General features: G+C 37.0%; 15 protein-coding genes. 9 read left to right on the top strand and 6 right to left on the bottom strand.

All coding sequences use genetic code 11. The features are described 5' to 3' along the window. Positions 1-169 precede the first annotated feature (169 nt). Positions 170-733: a hypothetical protein gene (locus tag OO184_RS12485; protein ID WP_265379461.1), complete on the top strand. Its 564-nt coding sequence runs from the start codon at positions 170-172 to the stop codon at positions 731-733. 154 nt (positions 734-887) lie between these two features. Here OO184_RS12485 and iclR read toward each other — a convergent pair whose 3' ends face one another. Next, a complete protein-coding gene (iclR, locus tag OO184_RS12480; RefSeq protein WP_265379460.1) occupies positions 888-1,718 on the bottom strand; it encodes a glyoxylate bypass operon transcriptional repressor IclR in 831 nt (276 codons plus the stop codon). 849 nt (positions 1,719-2,567) lie between these two features. On the opposite strand from iclR, the gene OO184_RS12475 reads away from it, so the two are divergent. The 7 genes from OO184_RS12475 to OO184_RS12445 all read left to right on the top strand — a co-directional run bounded on the left by OO184_RS12475 (position 2,568) and on the right by OO184_RS12445 (position 11,803). Next, positions 2,568-4,067 (top strand): M28 family metallopeptidase, encoded by a 1,500-nt coding sequence (locus OO184_RS12475; RefSeq protein WP_265379459.1) that lies wholly within the window; start codon positions 2,568-2,570, stop codon positions 4,065-4,067. 675 nt (positions 4,068-4,742) lie between these two features. Beyond that, positions 4,743-5,579 carry an alpha/beta fold hydrolase gene (locus tag OO184_RS12470; protein ID WP_265379458.1) on the top strand — a complete coding sequence of 279 codons (837 nt, stop codon included), beginning with the start codon at positions 4,743-4,745 and terminating at the stop codon, positions 5,577-5,579. Continuing rightward, complete coding sequence (locus tag OO184_RS12465) at positions 5,572-5,955, top strand: hypothetical protein (RefSeq protein WP_265379457.1); 384 nt, start codon at positions 5,572-5,574, stop codon at positions 5,953-5,955. Before OO184_RS12470 ends, OO184_RS12465 begins: the two co-directional genes overlap by 8 nt. Before the next feature lie 176 nt (positions 5,956-6,131). Next, positions 6,132-7,028, top strand: a complete 897-nt coding sequence (locus OO184_RS12460; RefSeq protein ID WP_265379456.1) for a hypothetical protein — start codon at positions 6,132-6,134, stop codon at positions 7,026-7,028. 50 nt (positions 7,029-7,078) lie between these two features. Continuing rightward, a complete protein-coding gene (locus OO184_RS12455; RefSeq protein WP_265379455.1) occupies positions 7,079-8,125 on the top strand; it encodes an acyl-CoA dehydrogenase in 1,047 nt (348 codons plus the stop codon). A gap of 89 nt (positions 8,126-8,214) precedes the next feature. Then, positions 8,215-10,782: an aminotransferase class III-fold pyridoxal phosphate-dependent enzyme gene (locus tag OO184_RS12450; protein WP_265379454.1), complete on the top strand. Its 2,568-nt coding sequence runs from the start codon at positions 8,215-8,217 to the stop codon at positions 10,780-10,782. Beyond that, a complete protein-coding gene (locus OO184_RS12445; protein WP_265379453.1) occupies positions 10,766-11,803 on the top strand; it encodes a phosphatidylglycerol lysyltransferase domain-containing protein in 1,038 nt (345 codons plus the stop codon). Before OO184_RS12450 ends, OO184_RS12445 begins: the two co-directional genes overlap by 17 nt. Before the next feature lie 205 nt (positions 11,804-12,008). Here OO184_RS12445 and OO184_RS12440 read toward each other — a convergent pair whose 3' ends face one another. From OO184_RS12440 to lysC, 5 genes are all read right to left on the bottom strand, one after another. Next, positions 12,009-13,472, bottom strand: coding sequence for an AMP-binding protein (locus tag OO184_RS12440; RefSeq protein ID WP_265379452.1), 1,464 nt, complete (start codon positions 13,470-13,472; stop codon positions 12,009-12,011). Then, the gene (locus OO184_RS12435; RefSeq protein WP_265379451.1) at positions 13,469-14,593 is read right to left on the bottom strand and encodes an MBOAT family O-acyltransferase; all 1,125 of its coding nucleotides are present in this window, start codon (positions 14,591-14,593) and stop codon (positions 13,469-13,471) included. The genes OO184_RS12440 and OO184_RS12435 overlap by 4 nt, the downstream gene beginning before the upstream one ends. A gap of 144 nt (positions 14,594-14,737) precedes the next feature. Beyond that, positions 14,738-15,940: a D-alanyl-lipoteichoic acid biosynthesis protein DltD gene (locus tag OO184_RS12430; RefSeq protein WP_265379450.1), complete on the bottom strand. Its 1,203-nt coding sequence runs from the start codon at positions 15,938-15,940 to the stop codon at positions 14,738-14,740. Continuing rightward, positions 15,937-16,161, bottom strand: coding sequence for a phosphopantetheine-binding protein (locus OO184_RS12425; RefSeq protein ID WP_265379449.1), 225 nt, complete (start codon positions 16,159-16,161; stop codon positions 15,937-15,939). The genes OO184_RS12430 and OO184_RS12425 overlap by 4 nt, the downstream gene beginning before the upstream one ends. A gap of 688 nt (positions 16,162-16,849) precedes the next feature. Beyond that, positions 16,850-18,229 carry a lysine-sensitive aspartokinase 3 gene (lysC, locus tag OO184_RS12420; RefSeq protein ID WP_265379448.1) on the bottom strand — a complete coding sequence of 460 codons (1,380 nt, stop codon included), beginning with the start codon at positions 18,227-18,229 and terminating at the stop codon, positions 16,850-16,852. A gap of 299 nt (positions 18,230-18,528) precedes the next feature. On the opposite strand from lysC, the gene pgi reads away from it, so the two are divergent. Continuing rightward, on the top strand, positions 18,529-20,175 hold the full coding sequence (gene pgi, locus OO184_RS12415) for a glucose-6-phosphate isomerase (protein WP_265379447.1): 1,647 nt from the start codon (positions 18,529-18,531) through the stop codon (positions 20,173-20,175). Positions 20,176-20,300 lie beyond the last annotated feature (125 nt).

Below are 20,300 nucleotides of genomic sequence, written 5' to 3'. Positions count from 1 at the left end.
ATCCACTTATTTGTGGAGGCGCTATAATTTTATAGAGTTTGGAAGTCAAATTTTTTTAGCCGTAGCTAATGGATGGAAAAAGAATTGATATTTTTGACTCTTAATTAGAAGCATGAAAATTCTCATATAACACACATATAACTTCGTGAAAGTATTTAAGGATATAACAATGGCTAGTGTAATTTTATACGGTGATAAAATTCGTATTAAAAATAATTATAATAATGGAAATGGTGGTTATCTGGACACTAATGGTCATGCAAACGTGCCAGGAGCAAAATATAACGTGCTCACGGCGACTTCGCCGACTCGTGGTCCGGGTACAGGAACATGGCAAGTTTTATCTGCGAGTGGAAAAGGCATAGGAACAGAAGTGTACAGCGGTGATACTATATTTCTTGTGAATCTTTATCAGAATAATGGGGGATATCTCGGCACTAATGGTCATGCGCCGTCACCTGAGCTCTATGGTGTTTACACTGCGGATAAAGCAGCACGTCCGGTTGATACTCTGACATGGTATATTTTTTCAGATACAACCAGTGGGTATGATGGTAAAGTTCGGGAAGGCGATGTTATCCGTTTTCTGAATGGTTATAATAGCGTTCATGGGGGATTTCTCGATACTTGTTTTAATGCTGGTGTTCCTGGTGCCGTATATAAAGTATATACTTCACTTCTTTCTAACCGAGGCAATGGAACAGGCACTTGGAATTTATCAAAAGCGATTTAATCAGGATGATACTCATCAATTAGTGTTCCATTAACTGATCCTTCTATATATGTAAGAATCCGGGAATATAATTTTTTTCGGATTCTTTATGTAATTAAGACAGGGCATGATAAAACCAATGCCCTGTGAAGGCTATGATTATTATGAAAAAGAATTAACGAATCCCGCCATATTCTTTACTGATCTCTTTTGCGGCACGAATTACCAAAGCACCCAGTTCAGTGATTCGATCATCCGTGATCCGTGATACTGGGCCGGAAATGGAAATAGCCGCAAAGGCTTGGTGATGTTCATCATAAATACAGGCAGCAATACAGCGCAGACCTAAAGCATGCTCTTCATCATCGAACGAATACCCTTGTTTACGTGCTTGCTCCAAATTTTCTTTTAAACCGGAAGGGGTCGTTTTGGTATATTGTGTGTAAGAATGAAGCCCTTTCTTATGCAGTAGTTGAACCAATTGGTTATCTGATAATGTTGAAAGGAATGCTTTACCCGCTCCGGAAGCATGCATAGGCAACTTACCCCCGATAGGGGCGGACATTCTCATCAACGCATTACACTGTACCTGATCGACAATAACCGCTTCATATTCACTGTGATCAAGAATCGCCAAATTAACGGTTTCACCAGAATCCTCCATCAAGCGGCGGAGGATCGGATGAATGAGCGCCAATAAATTTCGGCTCTGTAAGAAACTGCTGCCGACAATAAAAGTATGCGAACCGATAACCCACAACCCTAAATCGCCAATCTGACGGACGAAACCATGCTGTTGCAAAGTGGTGAGAAGGCGGTGAGTGGTGGAATTTGGTAATCCGGCTTGTTGGGCTAAATCAGTCAGGGCGATACCGCCGGGTGACTCGGAAATATATTCCAAAAGTGTCAGGCCACGGCTTAATGACTGTACTTGCCCGTTAGCAACAGCATTATTCGCCGTAATCTTAGTTTTTTTTGTTTTTTTACTGGTAACGGCAGTGCTCATCGAAATACCCTCTGAATAATAAGATGGAATTCATTTTCATTTCTCATTATGGACGATAAACCTGAAAAACACTCATCCGATGTGTGGAAAATGCTACCCATAATTGAGATTTAAAGAAATCCCAAGATTTTGCCTAGAATCGCTATGATGGATAATGCTGGCTTGGGACTTTTGGTAAATATGAGCCGGGTGTGCAGGAATGGAGAAACAGATCGTGAATGGTCAATATTCTCCTGTTGATTGCTGTTTTTCCAAGTTTATGGTCGTTAATTCACTATAAATGTACAAGATTATTCAGATAGAAATGGTTTCCTATCTATACCCTATGGATTTCAAGATGCATCGCGGCGGCAAGGGAGTGAATCCCCGGGAGAATAGATAACTATGTGACCGGGGTGAGCGAGTGCAGCCAACAAAGAGGCAATTTGAAAGATAACGGGTATATAACTGACATTATTGGTTCAGTACGATATAAACTGTTAAAGCTTGCGGGTATTTCCTGAATATAAACTGGAATTTCTGTTATCCAGGTAATCTTCGTGGAGTAGAATAATAAATACTTTTAGGAATTGACTCATTATATTAATAGTATTTTCTTGAAAAGAATATGTAAATAATACCTTGGGGGATTTATAGGGAACATGGTTTTTATCTAACTATTTTTTGATTATATAATTATAAAAGAGCGTCTGTTATTGTTACAAATAATGTTTTATATTGTTTTAAATTCATTTTAATTATTTCAATTTGTTTTTTATATTTTTATTTGAATTATGGAAAATATGAGAAAACATCCTTGGTTATATCAAGAATAATATTTTGTTACTATTGTCTGAATGGGAGAGTTTAATGAAACGTATTTTTTTGATTATCTGTTTTTTAGCAACTTTAATTGTTGCGATTATTCAGGGTATCGGATTGGTACTGCCTGATAAAGTCTCCGTTGAATATTTCAAAGAAAGTGGATTTAAGAATGTGATGAGAACACTTGGTGTTATTGCTGCGGAACCGCATCCTGCGGCCTCGACACGGCAAGCGTTAGTTCGGGATTACCTGATTAACGAGATGAACGATATGGGATATAGCGTCACTGAACAGACATTTCATTACACAGCGGATGATTTAGCCTCTCGGCAGAAGAAAATATATCCAGGTCTCAATAGTCAACAACGTCGAACTTTTGATAAACAATTTGTTAGGATGAATACGGGCAACTTTGCAAAACAAGTGGAGGATCAATCGGAATTAACTGGGACGAATCTTATCGCAAAGTTAGAGGTTCCTTCGCCGAAAGGAACTTTATTATTCGTTTCACATTATGACAGTGTTAGGACTGCGCCAGGAGCCAGTGATAATGGTATGGTCGTCGCCTCGGTACTCCAGTTAATGCGGGATCTTGCTGAAAGAACGGATATAAAAAACAACGTTATATTCTTATTCTCTGATGCTGAAGAGTTGGGATTACTCGGCGCATATCACTTTGTTAAAAATATTAATGAAATCGCTACTCAACCAATAGATATTGTTTTCAATTTCGATGCTCGGGGAAATAATGGCGTGCCATTCTTATTTGAGACATCGGTAAAAAATCTTGCTCTTGTTTCAGAATGGAATCGGAATGCTGATAAACCGGTTGCTTTCTCATTTAGCCCTATCGTGTACCAAATGTTGCAGAATAATACAGATTTTAGTGTCTTTTTAGATAAAGGATTTACTGGTATGAATTTTGCGACAATCTTAGGTTACGAGCATTACCACCGTATGAGTGATACTGTTGAGAATCTTAACCTTGGGACTTTGTGGCGATATCAGCGAACGATTCGGGATTTAGGCGTGAATTTTGCGGTAAAAGATCAAATTAACTTGTCTAAAGAGAGTGTAGATGCAGTTTATTTTCCAGTACCTTATATTGGGCTTATTATCACGTCTGTATTTACCGCTTTCGTTGCAGGTATTTTGACGTTTTTACTCTCTATCTCATTAGCGATAAAGAATATAGTGTTTTCATCTTCTCCTGGCACTGTCTCAAATATCCAGAGTATTTTTAGGATACTTGCTGGATTATTTAGCCTTGTTACAGCATTAATTGTACCTACTGCATCTTATCTTGTCACATTACCTGTTTTGTTGTTTTTATTAACGGACTTGATGTTGCGGGAGTTCAATAAATTTAGTGTTGCGTTAATTTTATTAGTTATCTATACTTATATTACATCTATTCTCTATGTTCCGGTTATATACCTTGTTTTTGTTGGATTGCATGCTCCTGTAGTGGGAGGTGTGCTCGCTATTCTGCCAATGCTTATCTTAGGATTTGGTATAGCCAATTTTTGGAAACGAGTGACTTAATGCTATAAAATTATTTATTATAATTAAATCTAATATAAAACCAGTCATAAAATAATAAATTAAAATGGCTGGTTAATTTCATTAATTAAATAGTGGCAATAATATAATTCATGAATATTAATAATGTTGCCATGTAACATATATAAAAATAATATAAATGAATTTATAAAAATAACATTAGGAAATGGTTTGTTGTATGTATTTTTGAATTGATTCATAAATAAATTTCATTGTTCTTATGTATTCTTTAAACTAAGATTATCTTTTCTTGCTATTAACTATTTGTTGTTTTATATGGTTATAGCTTTCTTTCAATATTGTTTCATATAAATTCAATATATTTAAAATTGATATTTTTATTATTGATTTATAACTTATTTGTTAATATTTAAACGATATGATTTACAATTTAAATTAAATTTTTCTAATGTGTAAAATAATTTTTCCAGCAAATAATTTATAAAATAATATATGTTTCTTGATTTATCTATAGCCTGTTACTAAGAAAGTATAAGGGGCTTTTTTATTGGTTAATAACAAATTAGAAAATGACTAATAGCTTGGCGAGATGGACAACTATTTGACACCTATCGCATTTAAAAGATAATTTTTTTGGCGAATTTATCGCCAATGCCAGTCACTGGAGCGTGATGTAGTTGTTGAGAGCATATAGATATGAAAAATAATATTAACGGTAATTATTTTAAAGTAGCTGGCAATTTTCTCTGTAATTATAAAGTTTATCAGGGAGATAGTCATGGTAGAGTTATTATATTGCTACCTGCTATTGGTGTGGAAATCAGGAAATATGAAACTTTAATACAACAACTGGTAAAAGAGGGTTTTCAGGTTGTTACTGCGGATATGCCAGGCTATGGAGACAGCCAACCTAAACCAAGTCGAGAAAATGATTATAACTATTCCGATCTGTTGCAGGATTATCTGCCGGCAATGTTAGACAAGGCTGTTGAATTAAATAACAATAAAATTCCTATTGTCTTTGGTCACAGTCTTGGGGGGCATATTGCAACGCTCTTTGCCTGCTCAACTGACCGGCCATTTTCTCTGTTTTGTGTGGCAACCGGGAACGTATGGTATAAGAATTGGCAGGGAATGGGGAGGGTGCAGATAATAACAGCAGCTATTATTTTTAACATTTTAACTGCGTTATATGGTTATCTCCCTGGGAAAAAGATTGGTTTTGGTATAAGAGAAGCTAAGGGGTTAATGCGGGACTGGTCCAGAACTGCTTGTACGGGAAATTATTATCATGTCCGTGCTTATAAGGGGAAGGAGAATAAGCATTTATCCAAGGCTGTTTATATCTGTCTTAAAGGAGATAATTGGGCTCCGTTGAAGTCCACTCAAGTATTAGCAAGTCTTATACCTAACGCAGAAGTTAGGGAAATAATCTTACCTTTAAAAGGTAATCCGCACAGTGCCTGGATTAAACAGCCAGGAGATATTATTGCAATCATGAAAAGAGAAATAATGGAGAATAGCGATGATTAATACATTGAAAATTCTGCGTTGGGAATTTCTAGGATTGTTTTTTATCAGTTTATTTCTGACCTGGCAGCTTGAAAATTATATAAATTGGTGGCAATTTATTTTGTTATTTTTTCTGATTGATATTATTGGTTATTACCCAGGGCGGATCTGGAGTTTGCTGAATAAAAAAGAAATTCCTCCTCAAGCCTTTTATACCATTTATAATATTTGCCACAATTTATTCACACTTAGTGTGATTAGTTTGCTCTGGATCTGGTTCTTTAAGGACAATTACAGTGTTATTGCACTATTTGTCCATATCTGTCTAGATCGAGGTGTACTGGGAAATTTTCCTAAGTTATCTATTAGTGTATTTAAGCAGCCCACGGTTCATTAAAGTGAGTCATGATTGAGAGATATACCCAATGGATTTCAAGATGCATCGCGACGGCAAGGAAGCGAATCCCCGGGAGCATAGAGAACTATGTGACCGGGGTGGGCGAGCGCAGCCAACAAAGAGGCAACTTGAAAGATAACGGGTATAGATAACTTATTTAATGAGGAATGAATACTATGGATTTAATTAAACAGGCATCGGAAATAGAAATGCAGGCAAAGGATTGGGGCTTGGATGAATGGTTTACTGAACAGATAAGTGTTGAGCAAAGAAAAATAACCCATTATGCCAATGATCCTAAATTAACCTATTTGCCGGGTGATTTACGGGAATCTCTGATTAGGGAACTTTCTTTTAAATCGATTTCGGAGTATGAAGCAACGAAAGCGTTATTGCTACTTGCAGATAAGGCGCCTGACAATATCAACTTCGATTATATGCTGACTCAGATATTTGATGAGGGTAGGCATGCCAAATTATTCAGAGAACATCTGGTCAGAATAGGCTTTGCGGATATCGACAAGGTGGCCGGAAAAATGGAAAGCCTCTTACGAGGCAAAATGACCAATATGTTGGAGACATTAAGAACTTATTTCGACAAATGGGTCGTGTTGAAAAATGATTATATTGCCGGCGTGCTAATCATTACTGTCGTTTTGGAAGGCGTGCTTGCGCCAACGTCAGAGCTCAGCGAAATCAAGTGGCGCCCTTTTGATGTTGTCGCCGCCGAGACACAAGCCAGAGCCAATGCTGATGAATTAAGACATCTGACGGTGTGCGCAAATATCGTCAAGATGGCGCTCGAAAATGATAGCTCTCTAAAGCAGCCAGCTCTTGAGTGTATAGAAGAAGGATTGGCGTTATGGAATCAGGTATCCGTTGATGACTTGTTTGTGGAGCGTGAAATGTTCTATCAACGGGGTATGCAGAACCATTTACGCTTTATTGAAGGTTATGAATTAGCGCCTGGGATGTTGTTGTCCGATTCTACGGTGGAGTCTCGCCTTGAGCTGTCCCATTCTTTAGTTGAACAGATGCAGCAGTCACGGCTTAAGTACATGGGTTTAGCGTAGATATTGGCTTTATTCAGCAGGTTGTTTGAATAGGCTAAGGAGAATTAAAAATGACAAATATTGTTGAAGAACTCAGGAAGAATAGTGGGAAATACCAACATTTGACACCAGATAGATTGAAAAGATTGTTGTTGAGTTCTGAAGCCGCTTCACAATGCCTGCGTTTGGCGGCGCAATCTAGTATAGAGGGGCTTCATCAAGTGGGTAATACTATCCGTGAAGCTTCGGCGTGGCTTCCCGCAGTTGGTATTGCCTTAACAATGCATAATCATATTGTATTGGCTTGCAGTAAATTCTCTGACATATTCGAAGACAGCGACGTATTATTGAACGAAGTTATGGCATCAAAAGCGTTGGTTGCTTCTGCTTTTGCAGAGGGTCTACCTGGAACGAATATTTTTACACCATCACTTAAAATGCATTCAAAAGAGGGAAAGCTGTTTGTTAATGGTTCGAAGAAGCCTTGTTCTCTCTCTTCGATTGCTGACTATTATGTGTTATCAGTCTGCGATACCGATCATGATAATGAGATGAGAGTCGTGTTGATTTCTAAATCGGCGCAGAATCTTAAGGTTATTCCTTTCTGGAAATTGGGAATTTTGACTGAAAGTGATAATCAAGAAATCAAATTCTTGGATGCTGAAGTATCACCTAAACGACTTTCTCATTATAAAGGGATTGAACAACAGATGGTGCTTTCCTGTGGTTTATCACTATTTAATTATTTTGCTGCAAATACTTATTCTGGAATTCTTGATGGGCTTACTCGTTTTATTCCTGAGAAGGTAGTAGAACAGCAGCCAATTAAATATACCCTGACTCAAGCTGATTATAAGATTAATGTTATTCTTGGTCAGATGTTGATTATTGCCTTTTATGCTAGCCAGGATGAAAATGCCGTCCATAAGATTCTCGCGTTACGTTATACCTTGGAAAAGATCCTTGAGGAAACTGCCAGTTTCATATTCCGATGTTGCGGTGGGATTAAGGTAATGACAACACCAGAAATAATGAATTTCTATTTGGCAGTACAGTTATTCAAATTTCATCCGATAGGAGAATTCCAAATGATTAACCAGATCATGCAACAAGCTTAATTACTTTTAGAATCACCTATTTATAACTCAAGGATTTTTCCATGCTGTTTACAGCATGACTGTGTGCACCTAAAAAAAGAGAGAAAACTATGTTTGTTAATCAATATCGTGAGAATTTATTAAACTCTGTGGGTCTTGAACTGGATATTAAATCTGCTCAAGATAACCGGCTTACATTATCGGACGGCCGGATTGTTAAGGATTTTTTGGCTCAATATGGCGCATTGCCATTTGGGCATAATCCTGATTTCGCTATCGCTGAAATTAATAGATTCATTGAAAATAAAGAGCCTATCTTCTTTCAACCCAATATTCACAAAAAGGTACGGCTATTAGCTGAAATGCTTGCAGAACAAATAGATAAGGAAAAATATACCCACTGTACTTTTACTAACAGTGGCGCTGAAACGGTAGAAGCTGCGATTAAATTTACTCGTCTGTTTACTGGCAGAAAGCGTATTCTGAGTTTGCATCGTAGTTTTCACGGCAAAACCTATTCGGCATTATCCGCTACAGGATCAAATCGGTTTAAAGCCGATTTCATTTACGATGATAAATTATATGAGCAGGTTGATAGTGAAGATTTGGATGAAATAAAAAGAAAGCTGGAGAGCCGGGAATTTGCTGCATTTATCGTTGAACCGGTGCAAGGAGAAGGTGGAATGAAAGTCATTCCACCGGATACATTGTCCAATATTTTGGTGATGTGTAAAGAAAATGGCACATTATCAGTATTTGATGAAGTTCAAACGGGTATCGGTAGGCTTGGGGCATTCTGTGCAGCCTCGCTCTACACTTTGAAACCGGATGTGATTCTGTTTTCCAAGGCGTTAGGGGCAGGTATCTCGCCGATTGGCGCGATGTTGTATTCAGATGAGCTTTATTTATCCGAGTTCGACAGGAAACATAGTTCTACTTTTGCTAATAACGTTCTGGCCGCAACAATGGGGATTGCTGTTATTGAGCATCTGACTAAAGATGACGGTAAAGCGTTAACTCATATTCAAGAAGTCAGCCGTTATGTTGATGAATGTCTTGAACAATTATCTGCTAAATACCCGGAGCATTTTTACTGGCAAGGAGCGGGGTTGATGCGTGGTCTTGAAATACAGGACAGCAAAGCGGTTGACAACATATTTATCAATTTCAGTCAAAAAAGTGGTGGTCTGGCTTATATCATTTGTAGTTTCTTATTAAAACATTATGGTCTTTTCACCATGCCGTTAATGTCTCGTCCTTGTTCTGTACGTTTTGAGCCGCCGCTTAACGTTTCCAAAGAAGATATTAAAACGTTTTTCACGGCTTTTGATGAAGTATGTCAACTGGTTGTGAATGGACGATATGACATTCTTTTTTCACACTTGATAGACATACCTGTTACAGATCTCCCGCCGGCTTCTGTGAGTTATCCAATATCGAGGAACAAAAACATTGCTCAGATTAAAGCGCCTATTCCTGGATTGATTGAGGGTAAGAAATTCGCTTTCTTAATTCATACCACTTCGGTTGGTGAGTTTTCTCACTCTTATTGTCTGTCGATAAAGGAGAATTACACGCTGGAACAGCAGAAACGGCTTGGTAATTGGATCATGCAGGTTGCCTCGATTGATTTTAATCCTGATATCGCTGTTGAGTTTGGTGTCGAAAGTTCAACGGCATATGCTAATGGTATGCTCCTTTTCTCACCTATTAATCCTGAAGATATGATGGCATTGTCGGCAAAAGAACGGGCGGTATTGATGAAGGAATATCTTGATATGGCAGAGAAAAATGGCGCTGAAATTGTCGGCTTAGGCGCTTATACCTCGGTTATTACTAACGGCGGTATTAGCCTGGTGAATAATCGGCAGGGTCGGATAATAACTAATGGCAACTCGCTGACAGCGGTGGCGGTGGTTGAAGGAATACGCTCAATGTTGACGGAAAGCGCATCCCGGCAAACATTGGCGGTAGTGGGCGCCAGAGGCTCGGTAGGCAGGCTTTCAGTCATTGGCTTGGCGCATAACTTTGGCCGGATTATCTTGGTGAGCCGCCCTAATAAAGCGCGCATATTACTCTCTGAACTGACTAAGGCACTTCTTTCCTCAGTATTAAGAACTCATGATGTCATTCAGCCAGATTCGGTCATGGATAAGATGAGAAAATGGCTTGTTAAACAAAATCCGGGTGTGACAGATGCACAAGTATTACATCAGCAAGTGCTTGAAGTCGTTGGTACCTTTGGTTTGGAAGCGATAGAGAGTTATGAACACTCTTTGAATCAGGCTGATTTTATCGTCTCGGCAACGAGTGAAGGTAAACCTTTCTTGAATACCCATTACTTGAAAGATTCCGCCATCGTTTTTGATGCGGCCAGACCATTCGATTTCATTCGTGATGGCAATCATCACATTTACGAAGGGGGATTGGTCTATCAGCCTGAGAAAGTGATCTATAGCGATTGCAACTTGATCGATATACCTGAGGGGGTAAATCTTGCTTGTTTGTCAGAAACTATTGCTGTGGCGCTTGAAGGGGTGAATGTTCATCAAAGCATCGGTAGAGCCATTGATTACAATGATGCATTGGCCATTCGGGATATTGCGAGAAAGCATGGGTTTATCCCTGTCCAATATTCCCGAAATAATCAAGGTGAGCGTTATGAGCATGTTGCTTGATGCTCCCCAGATTATTGCCACCGGGAACGCTCAAGATGTTCTTGGCAACAGTCATCTTAGAAAAGTGCTTTGCTATGCAAAGCACCCGTTGAGTAGCCTGTTGTTCAATAGTGAAACATATTGGTTTACCAACCAAAAGGGGGCTATTGGTTTCTTTCAGGACAAAAATCTGCATATGAGTGTAGGTGGTATTTTAGCTCCTGACGAAGAACAAGCCGCACTTTTGCACTCTTTTCTCAACTTCACCAGAGAAAAGCGGGCTTTCCCGGTTTTTCTGCACGGTGATGAGAGCGATTTTGTATTGTTGAAAAATAATGGCTTCTCTGTGAACCAGCTTGGCGCGAGTTATTCATTGAGCCTTGATGGATATGATATGAAAGGCAAACGGTTTCAGCAGCTTAGAAATAAAATCAGTAAATCCAGAAGAGCGGGGATTTCTGTTCGAGAGATCTGCTCGCAAGAGGAATATTATCGATTTAAACCACAACTAGAATATATTAATCAGCTTTGGTTGAAAGAAAAACATGCGAAGGCCCTGAAAAAATTGGTGATTGATTTCAATACCGTGGAAGTGAATTCAGGCCAGCACAGAGTATATATTGCAACTCAGGGAGAACAAATTCAGGCATATATTGTTTATAGCTACACTTGGGGGAAGACATCGGGATGGTTTCATAATCTATCCCGAAAAAAACCGGATATACCCGACGGCACTATGCAGTTTATTAATGAAACGGCGATTAATGACTTCCTGAAAGAGGGCGTAGTTTCCTACCTTCATTTGGGCTTCACGCCTTTGGTGGAGTTCGGTGAGGAGGGGTATATTAATGACTCGGCAATCTTTTATAAAGTTGCCAAATGGTTGTCATCAAAAGGCGGCATTGTTTATCCTGCTGCTTCGCAACGTCAATATAAAATGAGCTGGCGGCCGTCGTTAATTGAACCGGAATATATTGCTTTCCCCAAAGGAAAGGCTATGAAAGCATTATGGTCAACATTGCGAACGACTAATAGTATTTAAGTTATAAAAAGCTTTTTTTAATATTAGGTTACAGGTGATCAGAATGGCGCGCAACGTGCTGAATGATCACCTGTCATAGTTAATAATTGCTTGCTTATTGATATATTTTCTATGGTGAATATATCTTCATTGAGCGCCTATATTAAAAATTATTTTTACCTTCATAGGTTGTTATTATCTTATTTTTCTTTTTATTTTTTGTTAATTATTTTATTACTTCACACTCATTATTGTTATATATTGACAGTAAAGATTTTGTATCAACTTTACTGTTATTGGTGATTGGAAGATTATCAATACTGATGAATTCACTGGGTATCATATAGGCAGGCAAATTCTTTTTAAGATGGCTCACTAAATTTTCCTTATCAATAATAGTTTTGAATTTACAGAAAGCAATCAGGCGAACAATAGAACCATCTTCTTTTTTTAATGGCAAAACAACAGCACTATCAACAATAGGAAGATTCATCAGTCTTTCTTCAATTTCATGTAACTCAATGCGATATCCATTTAGTTTTATTTGGTTATCTTTCCTACCAAAGCAATACCAGATATTGTCAATTAATTTGCCAATGTCTCCAGTTCGGAAACTCCTCATTCCATGCTGATTAATTGTCAATCTATTATTATCTTCCGTTTTAGCACCAATGTATTTTCTCATGACATGAGAGCCAGAAATAACAATTTCGTCATTTTCTAATGTTAGAATAGAACCTGATCTTGATTCTCCAATTGGCAATAATTCCATATCAGAATGGATATGTTGATCACTAATTTCAATTAACGTTGTTGCCACAGTAGCTTCTGTGGGGCCATAAGTATTATAGATAATGGCAGATGGAAATCTTTTCCTTAAATGTTTAACGAGATTTTTACTTAGAATTTCACCACAAAATAGAAAATGTTTTAGATTTTTTAAAAATGAATAATTAAAGTTTTGCGATAATAATTGCTTATAGGAAAAAGAGGGTGTTGAGACCCATACCGTTGGTTGATGGTGATTTAAAACTTGATAGAATTTTTCAGAGTCAGTCGTTGTTTCTTGAGAAATGCAAATACATGTGCCACCGTATACCAATGCACCAAATATTTCATACATGGATAAATCAAAATTAAATAGTGCTTGATTCATGAAAACAGGCTCTTCACCCAGTTTGAAATCATTATACATCCATCGCATAAGGTCATAAACGCTTTCACGTCCAATTACGACACCTTTAGGTTTTCCTGTGCTACCGGATGTAAACATGATATAGGCAACATTATCTTCATCAAACTCAATATAATCAATATTTGTCGTTTTGAATTGATTGTTAATCACATCGTAGTAATAAGATGTGTTGGATAATGATGCAATTTCTAACAAACGTTCCATTGGATAAATTATATCGATTGGAATAAATGGGATCTTATAGGTTATACATGCATAAATTGAAACTAAGAAATTAGCTTCTTTGTGTCCGTATAAGATCAAAGGCGTGTTGCGATTTAAATTTAATTCTAAATATTTGGAATGCCATTTTTTAATCTCATGATATAAGTCACGCCAATATATGACTTGATCTGAACCCACTATGACGGGATTGTCTGGATGAGAAGGGGCTATTATTTTATCGTTGATTAATAAATCAAAATTTGATTCGCTATATTCGTTAAGATATTTCATTTTATAAAACTGTATCCACTAAATATATATAAAGAAAAACAAATTAGAGTTAAAGTTGTCAATCTGCCAAAGAAAGAGATGAGTTTTGTATTTAGGATATTAGCGATATTCTCTTTATCTCTAGTATAATGAATCAAACAGTTATGCATTACTGAATAAAAACCAAATAAAGCACCACTTATAATATAATTAAGCTCTAGGCCATTCCAAATTCCCATGCAAAATAATGTGATAAAGATACTGATATTTTGGGCAAAGAATCTGTGATTTTTGAAAAAATTTTTCTCCATTAGTGTCTTATATAATGGCATAAAGATGACGTCTCTTAGCCATTCAGATAAGCTAATGTGAAATCTACGCCAAAAGTCCTGTGGGTTTTTGGCTAAAATTGGATAATTAAAATTAATAGGTAAGTTTATTCCAAATAGCTTACCTGCTCCACAAGCCATATTTGTATAACCTGCAAAGTCAAAATATAAGTAAAAACTATAACTTATAGCAACAACTAAGTATGATTCAATAGTGTCTTTATTAAAATAGTCAGATAAAAATACGTTATAGATAAGGGCGGCGAATAAAAATTTCTGAACTACACCATATAATATTTGCCCGGCACCGGCAAACCATTTTTCTAAAGAGACTGGCATGTGTAATTCAAGTAAATCACGTTTGAAGCTGTTCCATCGATACATAGGACCAGCCAGCCAAATTAATGGTAAGAACAAATAAGCAAAATATTCATAAATGACTATTTTCTGTTGTTTGCTAGAGAATAAAATGACATCAATAGCCCTGAATGTAAAAAAGGATAAACCGATAACGCTGAGTAGGTGACTAAATTCCAAATTTAATTTAACTAAAAATAAAGGTGAAATTATTAGCAGAGAAGATACTAATTTATTAATTATATTTTTTTTGAAAATTAAAGTTATTAAATAGAAATAAATAGATAATGCTATAGGTATATAAATTTTATATCTAAAAATAATACACCAGCAAATAATAGAAAGTACACTTAATGCAATTTTAGGATTTATTTTTTTATTAAAAAATAGAAAAAATAAAGAAAAAACAATTGATGCTGAAAATAGATAAATGAAAAAGTTAAAATTTGCAAACATGTCTTTTTATGCCTTTTTTATTCTAAAATTGCTGATATTCATATTTTACTTTAACTTCACTGCTACCATTGACGATAGAATCAGAATGATAAAATAAGGTAAGCATTAGAAAAAGATATAATAAAAAAGCCTTTATAAAGTATTTCATTTCGCAAAATGTTCCACAATAGCTTTATCAGTTAATAACCAACCATATTCCCCCATATGCATAATATCAGTTAATACTCCTGGCTGATATTGCTCTTCAATAAGATTTAAATATCCCATGCCATGAAATTTTATTTTCTCTGATATAATATTTTCAATTGGCTTAAAATCATTTGTATCTGTGTATACATAAGGATTTAATGGCTGCATAATAAATAGAGCATCGACATTATATTTCGCTAATAAACTTAATATATTGTCAAGGGCGTGCATTTCTTTGCTGTAATTGATTCCATTAGGGAATGCCTTTTTGTTTTTTTTATCTTTTACATACTTTTCATAGTATTTTTTATTTACCCATTGTGTTTCCTTGCTCATATTTTTAAGTTCAATATTTTTAGCATCATTAGCAAGATTTAACCATTGAACTTCGGTATTGGCAAATTTAAATTTTTCTTTCATTAAAGGATCTTTATGAAGGACATAAATATTTTGAATTTTAATTTCATTATTGTCAGTTATTATGTTTTTGATGTTTATTCTTGCATCTGCTATATAATTTAAAACATTTGCAACTGACGATACTATTATATTATCTTTATGAATCAACTTTAATTGGGTAGAATTTAAATTTTCAAAGTTATCTTTGTTTTCATTGAGATAGTTGGAAAATATATTTTTTGCATTCTCATCATTTGCGAGTTTATTTGCGATATATGATGGAAAATGAGAATTGTATGCTTGTGGCAGCAGGTCTGTCTTTTCAAACCATCCCGGAGATAGAATAATGACAATTCTACTATCTTTATTTAAATATTCTCGATAAGCTGATAAATAACCATAAATTGCTAATAATTCAAAATGCGCTTTACCAATACCTATTGTAGGAATATTTAAATTTTTTGTTAAAAAATTATATGGAATGAACTTATGTGCTCTGTTTGTTAATTCAGAAGATCCAAACAAAATAACCTGATTATTTTTAAAGCCATATTCAAGCGACTTTTCTTTTGAGAAATCAATAACATTGTGTTGATCTGTAATAGTAGGTATATAGTTGTTCGATTTACTATCGTCTTCAATATATTTGTATTCTACTATTTTCGAGTGGAAACTATTAATAGGTACTATAATAGATGAAAAAATAATTACTGCGAATAATAATGCTGTAATATTAATAGATATCTTTTTTAACATCATTTTAAGTTGTTTAAATAGTTGATAATTGACTTAGGGGTTTCGATAATAGATTCAGCATCAGTTGATGATATGTAGCAATCGAATTCCTCTTGTAATTCCAGGATGAGATCGACTGTAGTGATTGAATCTATTAAACTTTTCCTCAAAAGTTCATCATCTAATTCAACATTTTTTTTGGCAATTCTGCTGACTATCGATAATACTTGCTGTTCAAGTTCCATATATTATCCTTTTATACCAAGATTGTATTTGTATGATTTATTGATATTCATAATAGCTACTGCTTGATTGATGGCTAGAAAAAACAATAGCTACCGCACAAGCTAAAGTATATTTGCTTGCTAATATAATTGTTATTCCTTCAGTTCATTTGATTGATTTTACATATGTTATTAAACAATATGGTATATCAATACCTAAGTTTTAATAGTGATGCATACTAATTGATAGTCCTTTTTTTATCAAGATAATATGATTGTTTTGCGCACAATTTTCTAATAAATGAGAAAATAATATTTTTTTTAAAATATCCTGTGATTTGCCATCCCTCAATATAATTAAATGCGTAATTGAAAGTGCTAACTAGTTCACACTGGGATTTGCAGCAGAAAGCTATTTAAAAGTAAATGGAAAAATTAAAATAAATTTTTTATGATCCTGCCGATGAATATGCATTTTCGTACTAAAGAGAGTGAGGAAAGAGGGAATGTCACTATTATGAAGATCTATTTAGTCTTATTGTAGCAGCCATTTTTTATTTACTTGAGGAGATGTTTATTGCTCTTTTAACATGGGAGTTAATACTGATTCCTACACAATAAATTATCTGGGAGTGAAATGATGGATTTATTGTCATATCCCGCTTAGTCAAAAGACTGGGCGGGATATTAAATACCTGAAAAACTATGTTTATTCAAACAAACGCTGATGAAGCGTTTGAACAATTTGTTCTGCATCTTTGCCTTGAACAAGCAAGCACAGGTTATGGTTACTGGCGCCATGACTGATCATACGGAGATTGAATCTTTCCAGCACACTGAAAACCTTTTTTCCTAATCCGTTGGTTTGAGAAAGCTGATTACCAATAATTGCCACCAGCGCCAGATTTTCTTCCACTTCAACCCGGCATAGCGCCGAAAGCTCCGTCATAAGCGCATTGGTCAGCAGGCTGCCATTTGTGTTAGTGGAGCCAGTGGTGTCGAGTGTTAATGCCACATTGACTTCAGAGGTGGTGATCAAATCCACTGAGATATTATGACGTGACAGAATGGTAAATATTTCAGCCAAAAATCCCTGTGCGTGCAGCATTTTCAGGCTATGTAGTGTCAGCAACGTCTGTTTCTGTCGCAGGGTAATAGCGCGGAACTGTGGTGCGGCTTCTGTCGTATCGCAAACCAGCGTACCGCCAGCCTGTGGGTTTTTACTGGAACCGACAAATACTGGAATGCCACAGCGAATAGCAGGAAACAGCGTTGCCGGATGTAGGATTTTGGCGCCAAATGTTGCCATCTCCGCCGCTTCATCAAAGGCAATCTTATCAATTCGTTGTGCGGCTGGAACGACTCGCGGGTCAGTGGTGTAAATGCCCGGGACATCTGTCCAGATATCAACGCGCTTTAGGCCAAGGGCTTCTCCTAGGAGTGCCGCAGTATAATCGCTGCCGCCACGCCCCAGTGTAGTGGTACGACCGCTCTCTTCACGACCAATAAAACCTTGGGTGACAACTAGGGTGTTTTTCATCTGTGGTAAGAGATGTTCTGTTGCCAACGATTGAAGTTGTTCACGATTTGGTTCTGCACGACCAAAATGATCGTCGGTATACATCACCTTACGTATATCGAACCATTCGACATCTTTACCGCGCTGGCGAAGCAATTCGGTAAACAATCGTGTGGACATCAGTTCACCGTGGCTGACTAATTCATCTGTTAGAGCCGCTGAAGCGGCCAGAAATGCGGTTTCGGCAAGGGTTTTAATATTTTCCAGCAGACGATTAATCTCTTGACGAATCGTATCGGATTCATGCAAGCGATCAATAATTGCGTATTGAATGGTGTGGATCTGTTTCAAGTAGTCAGCCCGCTTATCTGCATCGCAGCCTTCCGCTAATGCAACTAATAAGTTGGTTATACCGGCAGAAGCAGACAGCACAACCACACGGACTGCTTTATTTGCCAGTACGATATCTGCACTGTTATTCATGGCATCGAAATTTGCCACGCTGGTACCACCAAATTTTGCGACTACATGCCCGCCAATTTCTGGGCATTGGAATGAAACAGCACTCATTGCGATAACCTTCTGTTAACTGGATAGTCTTTTTAGAAATATCGGGTTAACCGGTTTGAGTCAACGGAGTGAAGAGCTGCATCAATATCTTTCATGACGCCATAAGAATCATAAAAAAAATTGAGGATAGTAGAGAGAGGCAATTATTTTTTATACACCTCAGCAAATAGAACTAGAAAAACCTAATCGTTTTGACCAATATCAGCGATTAAAGGAAAAGAGGCTTGAATCATAGAATTACAGGTTACAATCTTTCTTTACTCCCAATTAATTACAGTCAGTTGATAGAGAGCATAGCTATGAAAAATATCAATCCTAGTCAAACCTCAGCTTGGAAAGCGTTAGAACGGCATTTTGCGCAGATAAAGGATATTCACATACGTGAGTTGTTTGAACAGGAGCCAAATCGTTTTGCTAAGTTCTCCGCGACATTCGATGACCAGATTTTGGTGGATTTTTCAAAAAATCGCATTACAACTGAGACATTAGAAAAGTTACAGGCACTTGCTAAAGAGACGGATGTTGCCGGGGCTATTCGCAGTATGTTTTCGGGTGAGAAAATTAACTGTACTGAAAATCGTGCTGTCCTGCATATTGCTCTACGTAATCGCAGCAACGCCCCAATTAGGGTTGACGGGGAAGATGTTATGCCGCAGGTCAACGCGGTGTTGGCAAAAATGAAAGATTTCAGTGAACGCGTGATTAATGGCGAGTGGAAAGGTTATACCGGTAAGGTGATGACTGATGTTGTGAATATCGGTATCGGTGGTTCAGACCTTGGCCCTTATATGGTGACGGAAGCGCTGAAACCTTATAAAAATCACTTGAATATGCATTTTGTTTCTAATGTTGATGGAACTCATATTGCGGAAACCTTAAAAGTACTTAACCCGGAAACGACGCTGTTTCTCATTGCGTCCAAGACGTTTACGACTCAGGAAACGATGACTAATGCTCATTCTGCTCGTGACTGGTTCCTAGAAAGCGCGGGTGATGAAGGGCATATTGCAAAGCATTTTGCGGCGCTTTCCACAAATGAACAGGAAGTTAAGCAATTTGGTATCGATACCCAAAATATGTTTGAGTTTTGGGATTGGGTTGGCGGCCGTTATTCGTTGTGGTCAGCAATTGGTTTGTCTATTGCGCTCTCTGTTGGGTTTGAAAATTTTGAACAATTGCTCAGTGGGGCGCATGCAATGGATCAGCATGTTGCCAATACCCCATTTGAGCAGAATATTCCTGTATTGCTGGCGTTAATTGGTATTTGGTACAACAATTTCTTTGGCGCAGAAACTGAAGCGATTCTGCCATACGATCAGTACATGCATCGCTTTGCTGCCTATTTTCAGCAAGGCAATATGGAATCCAATGGTAAATATATTGATCGCAATGGTCATCCAGTAGATTACCAAACCGGTCCAATTATCTGGGGAGAACCTGGAACAAATGGTCAGCATGCGTTTTATCAGCTTATTCATCAGGGAACTAAATTGATCCCCTGTGATTTTATTGCACCAGCCATCAGCCATAATCCATTGAGTGACCATCACAACAAATTATTATCCAATTTCTTTGCCCAGACAGAAGCATTAGCCTTTGGTAAATCCCGTGAGCAGGTGGATGCTGAATTTATCGTCAGCGGTAAAACTGCGGTTGAAGTTGAACATGTTGCGCCATTTAAAGTGTTTGAAGGAAATCGCCCGACTAATTCTATTCTGTTACGTGAAATTACCCCATTTAGCTTGGGGGCGTTGATTGCCATGTATGAACATAAAATATTTGTGCAAGGGGCGATTCTCAACATCTTTACTTTTGATCAATGGGGAGTTGAATTAGGTAAGCAATTGGCTAACCGTATTTTGCCAGAACTTAAGGGTGATAATAGGGTTGTCAGTCACGATAGTTCGACAAATGGATTGATTAACCGTTTTAAAACATGGCGTTAATCGCTTATTCTGAATTGGACATTTAATTGATATGAGCGAATTATGTTTATCATGATTCGCTCATATTTGGTAAACGTTATTGATAGAATCCGTTATAACTTTTTATTCTTCCTACCTATAACGTG

This window comes from Photorhabdus aballayi (assembly GCF_026153155.1).
Taxonomy (GTDB): Bacteria; Pseudomonadota; Gammaproteobacteria; order Enterobacterales; family Enterobacteriaceae; genus Photorhabdus; species Photorhabdus luminescens.
This window is presented reverse-complemented; position numbering and strand designations above follow the sequence as displayed.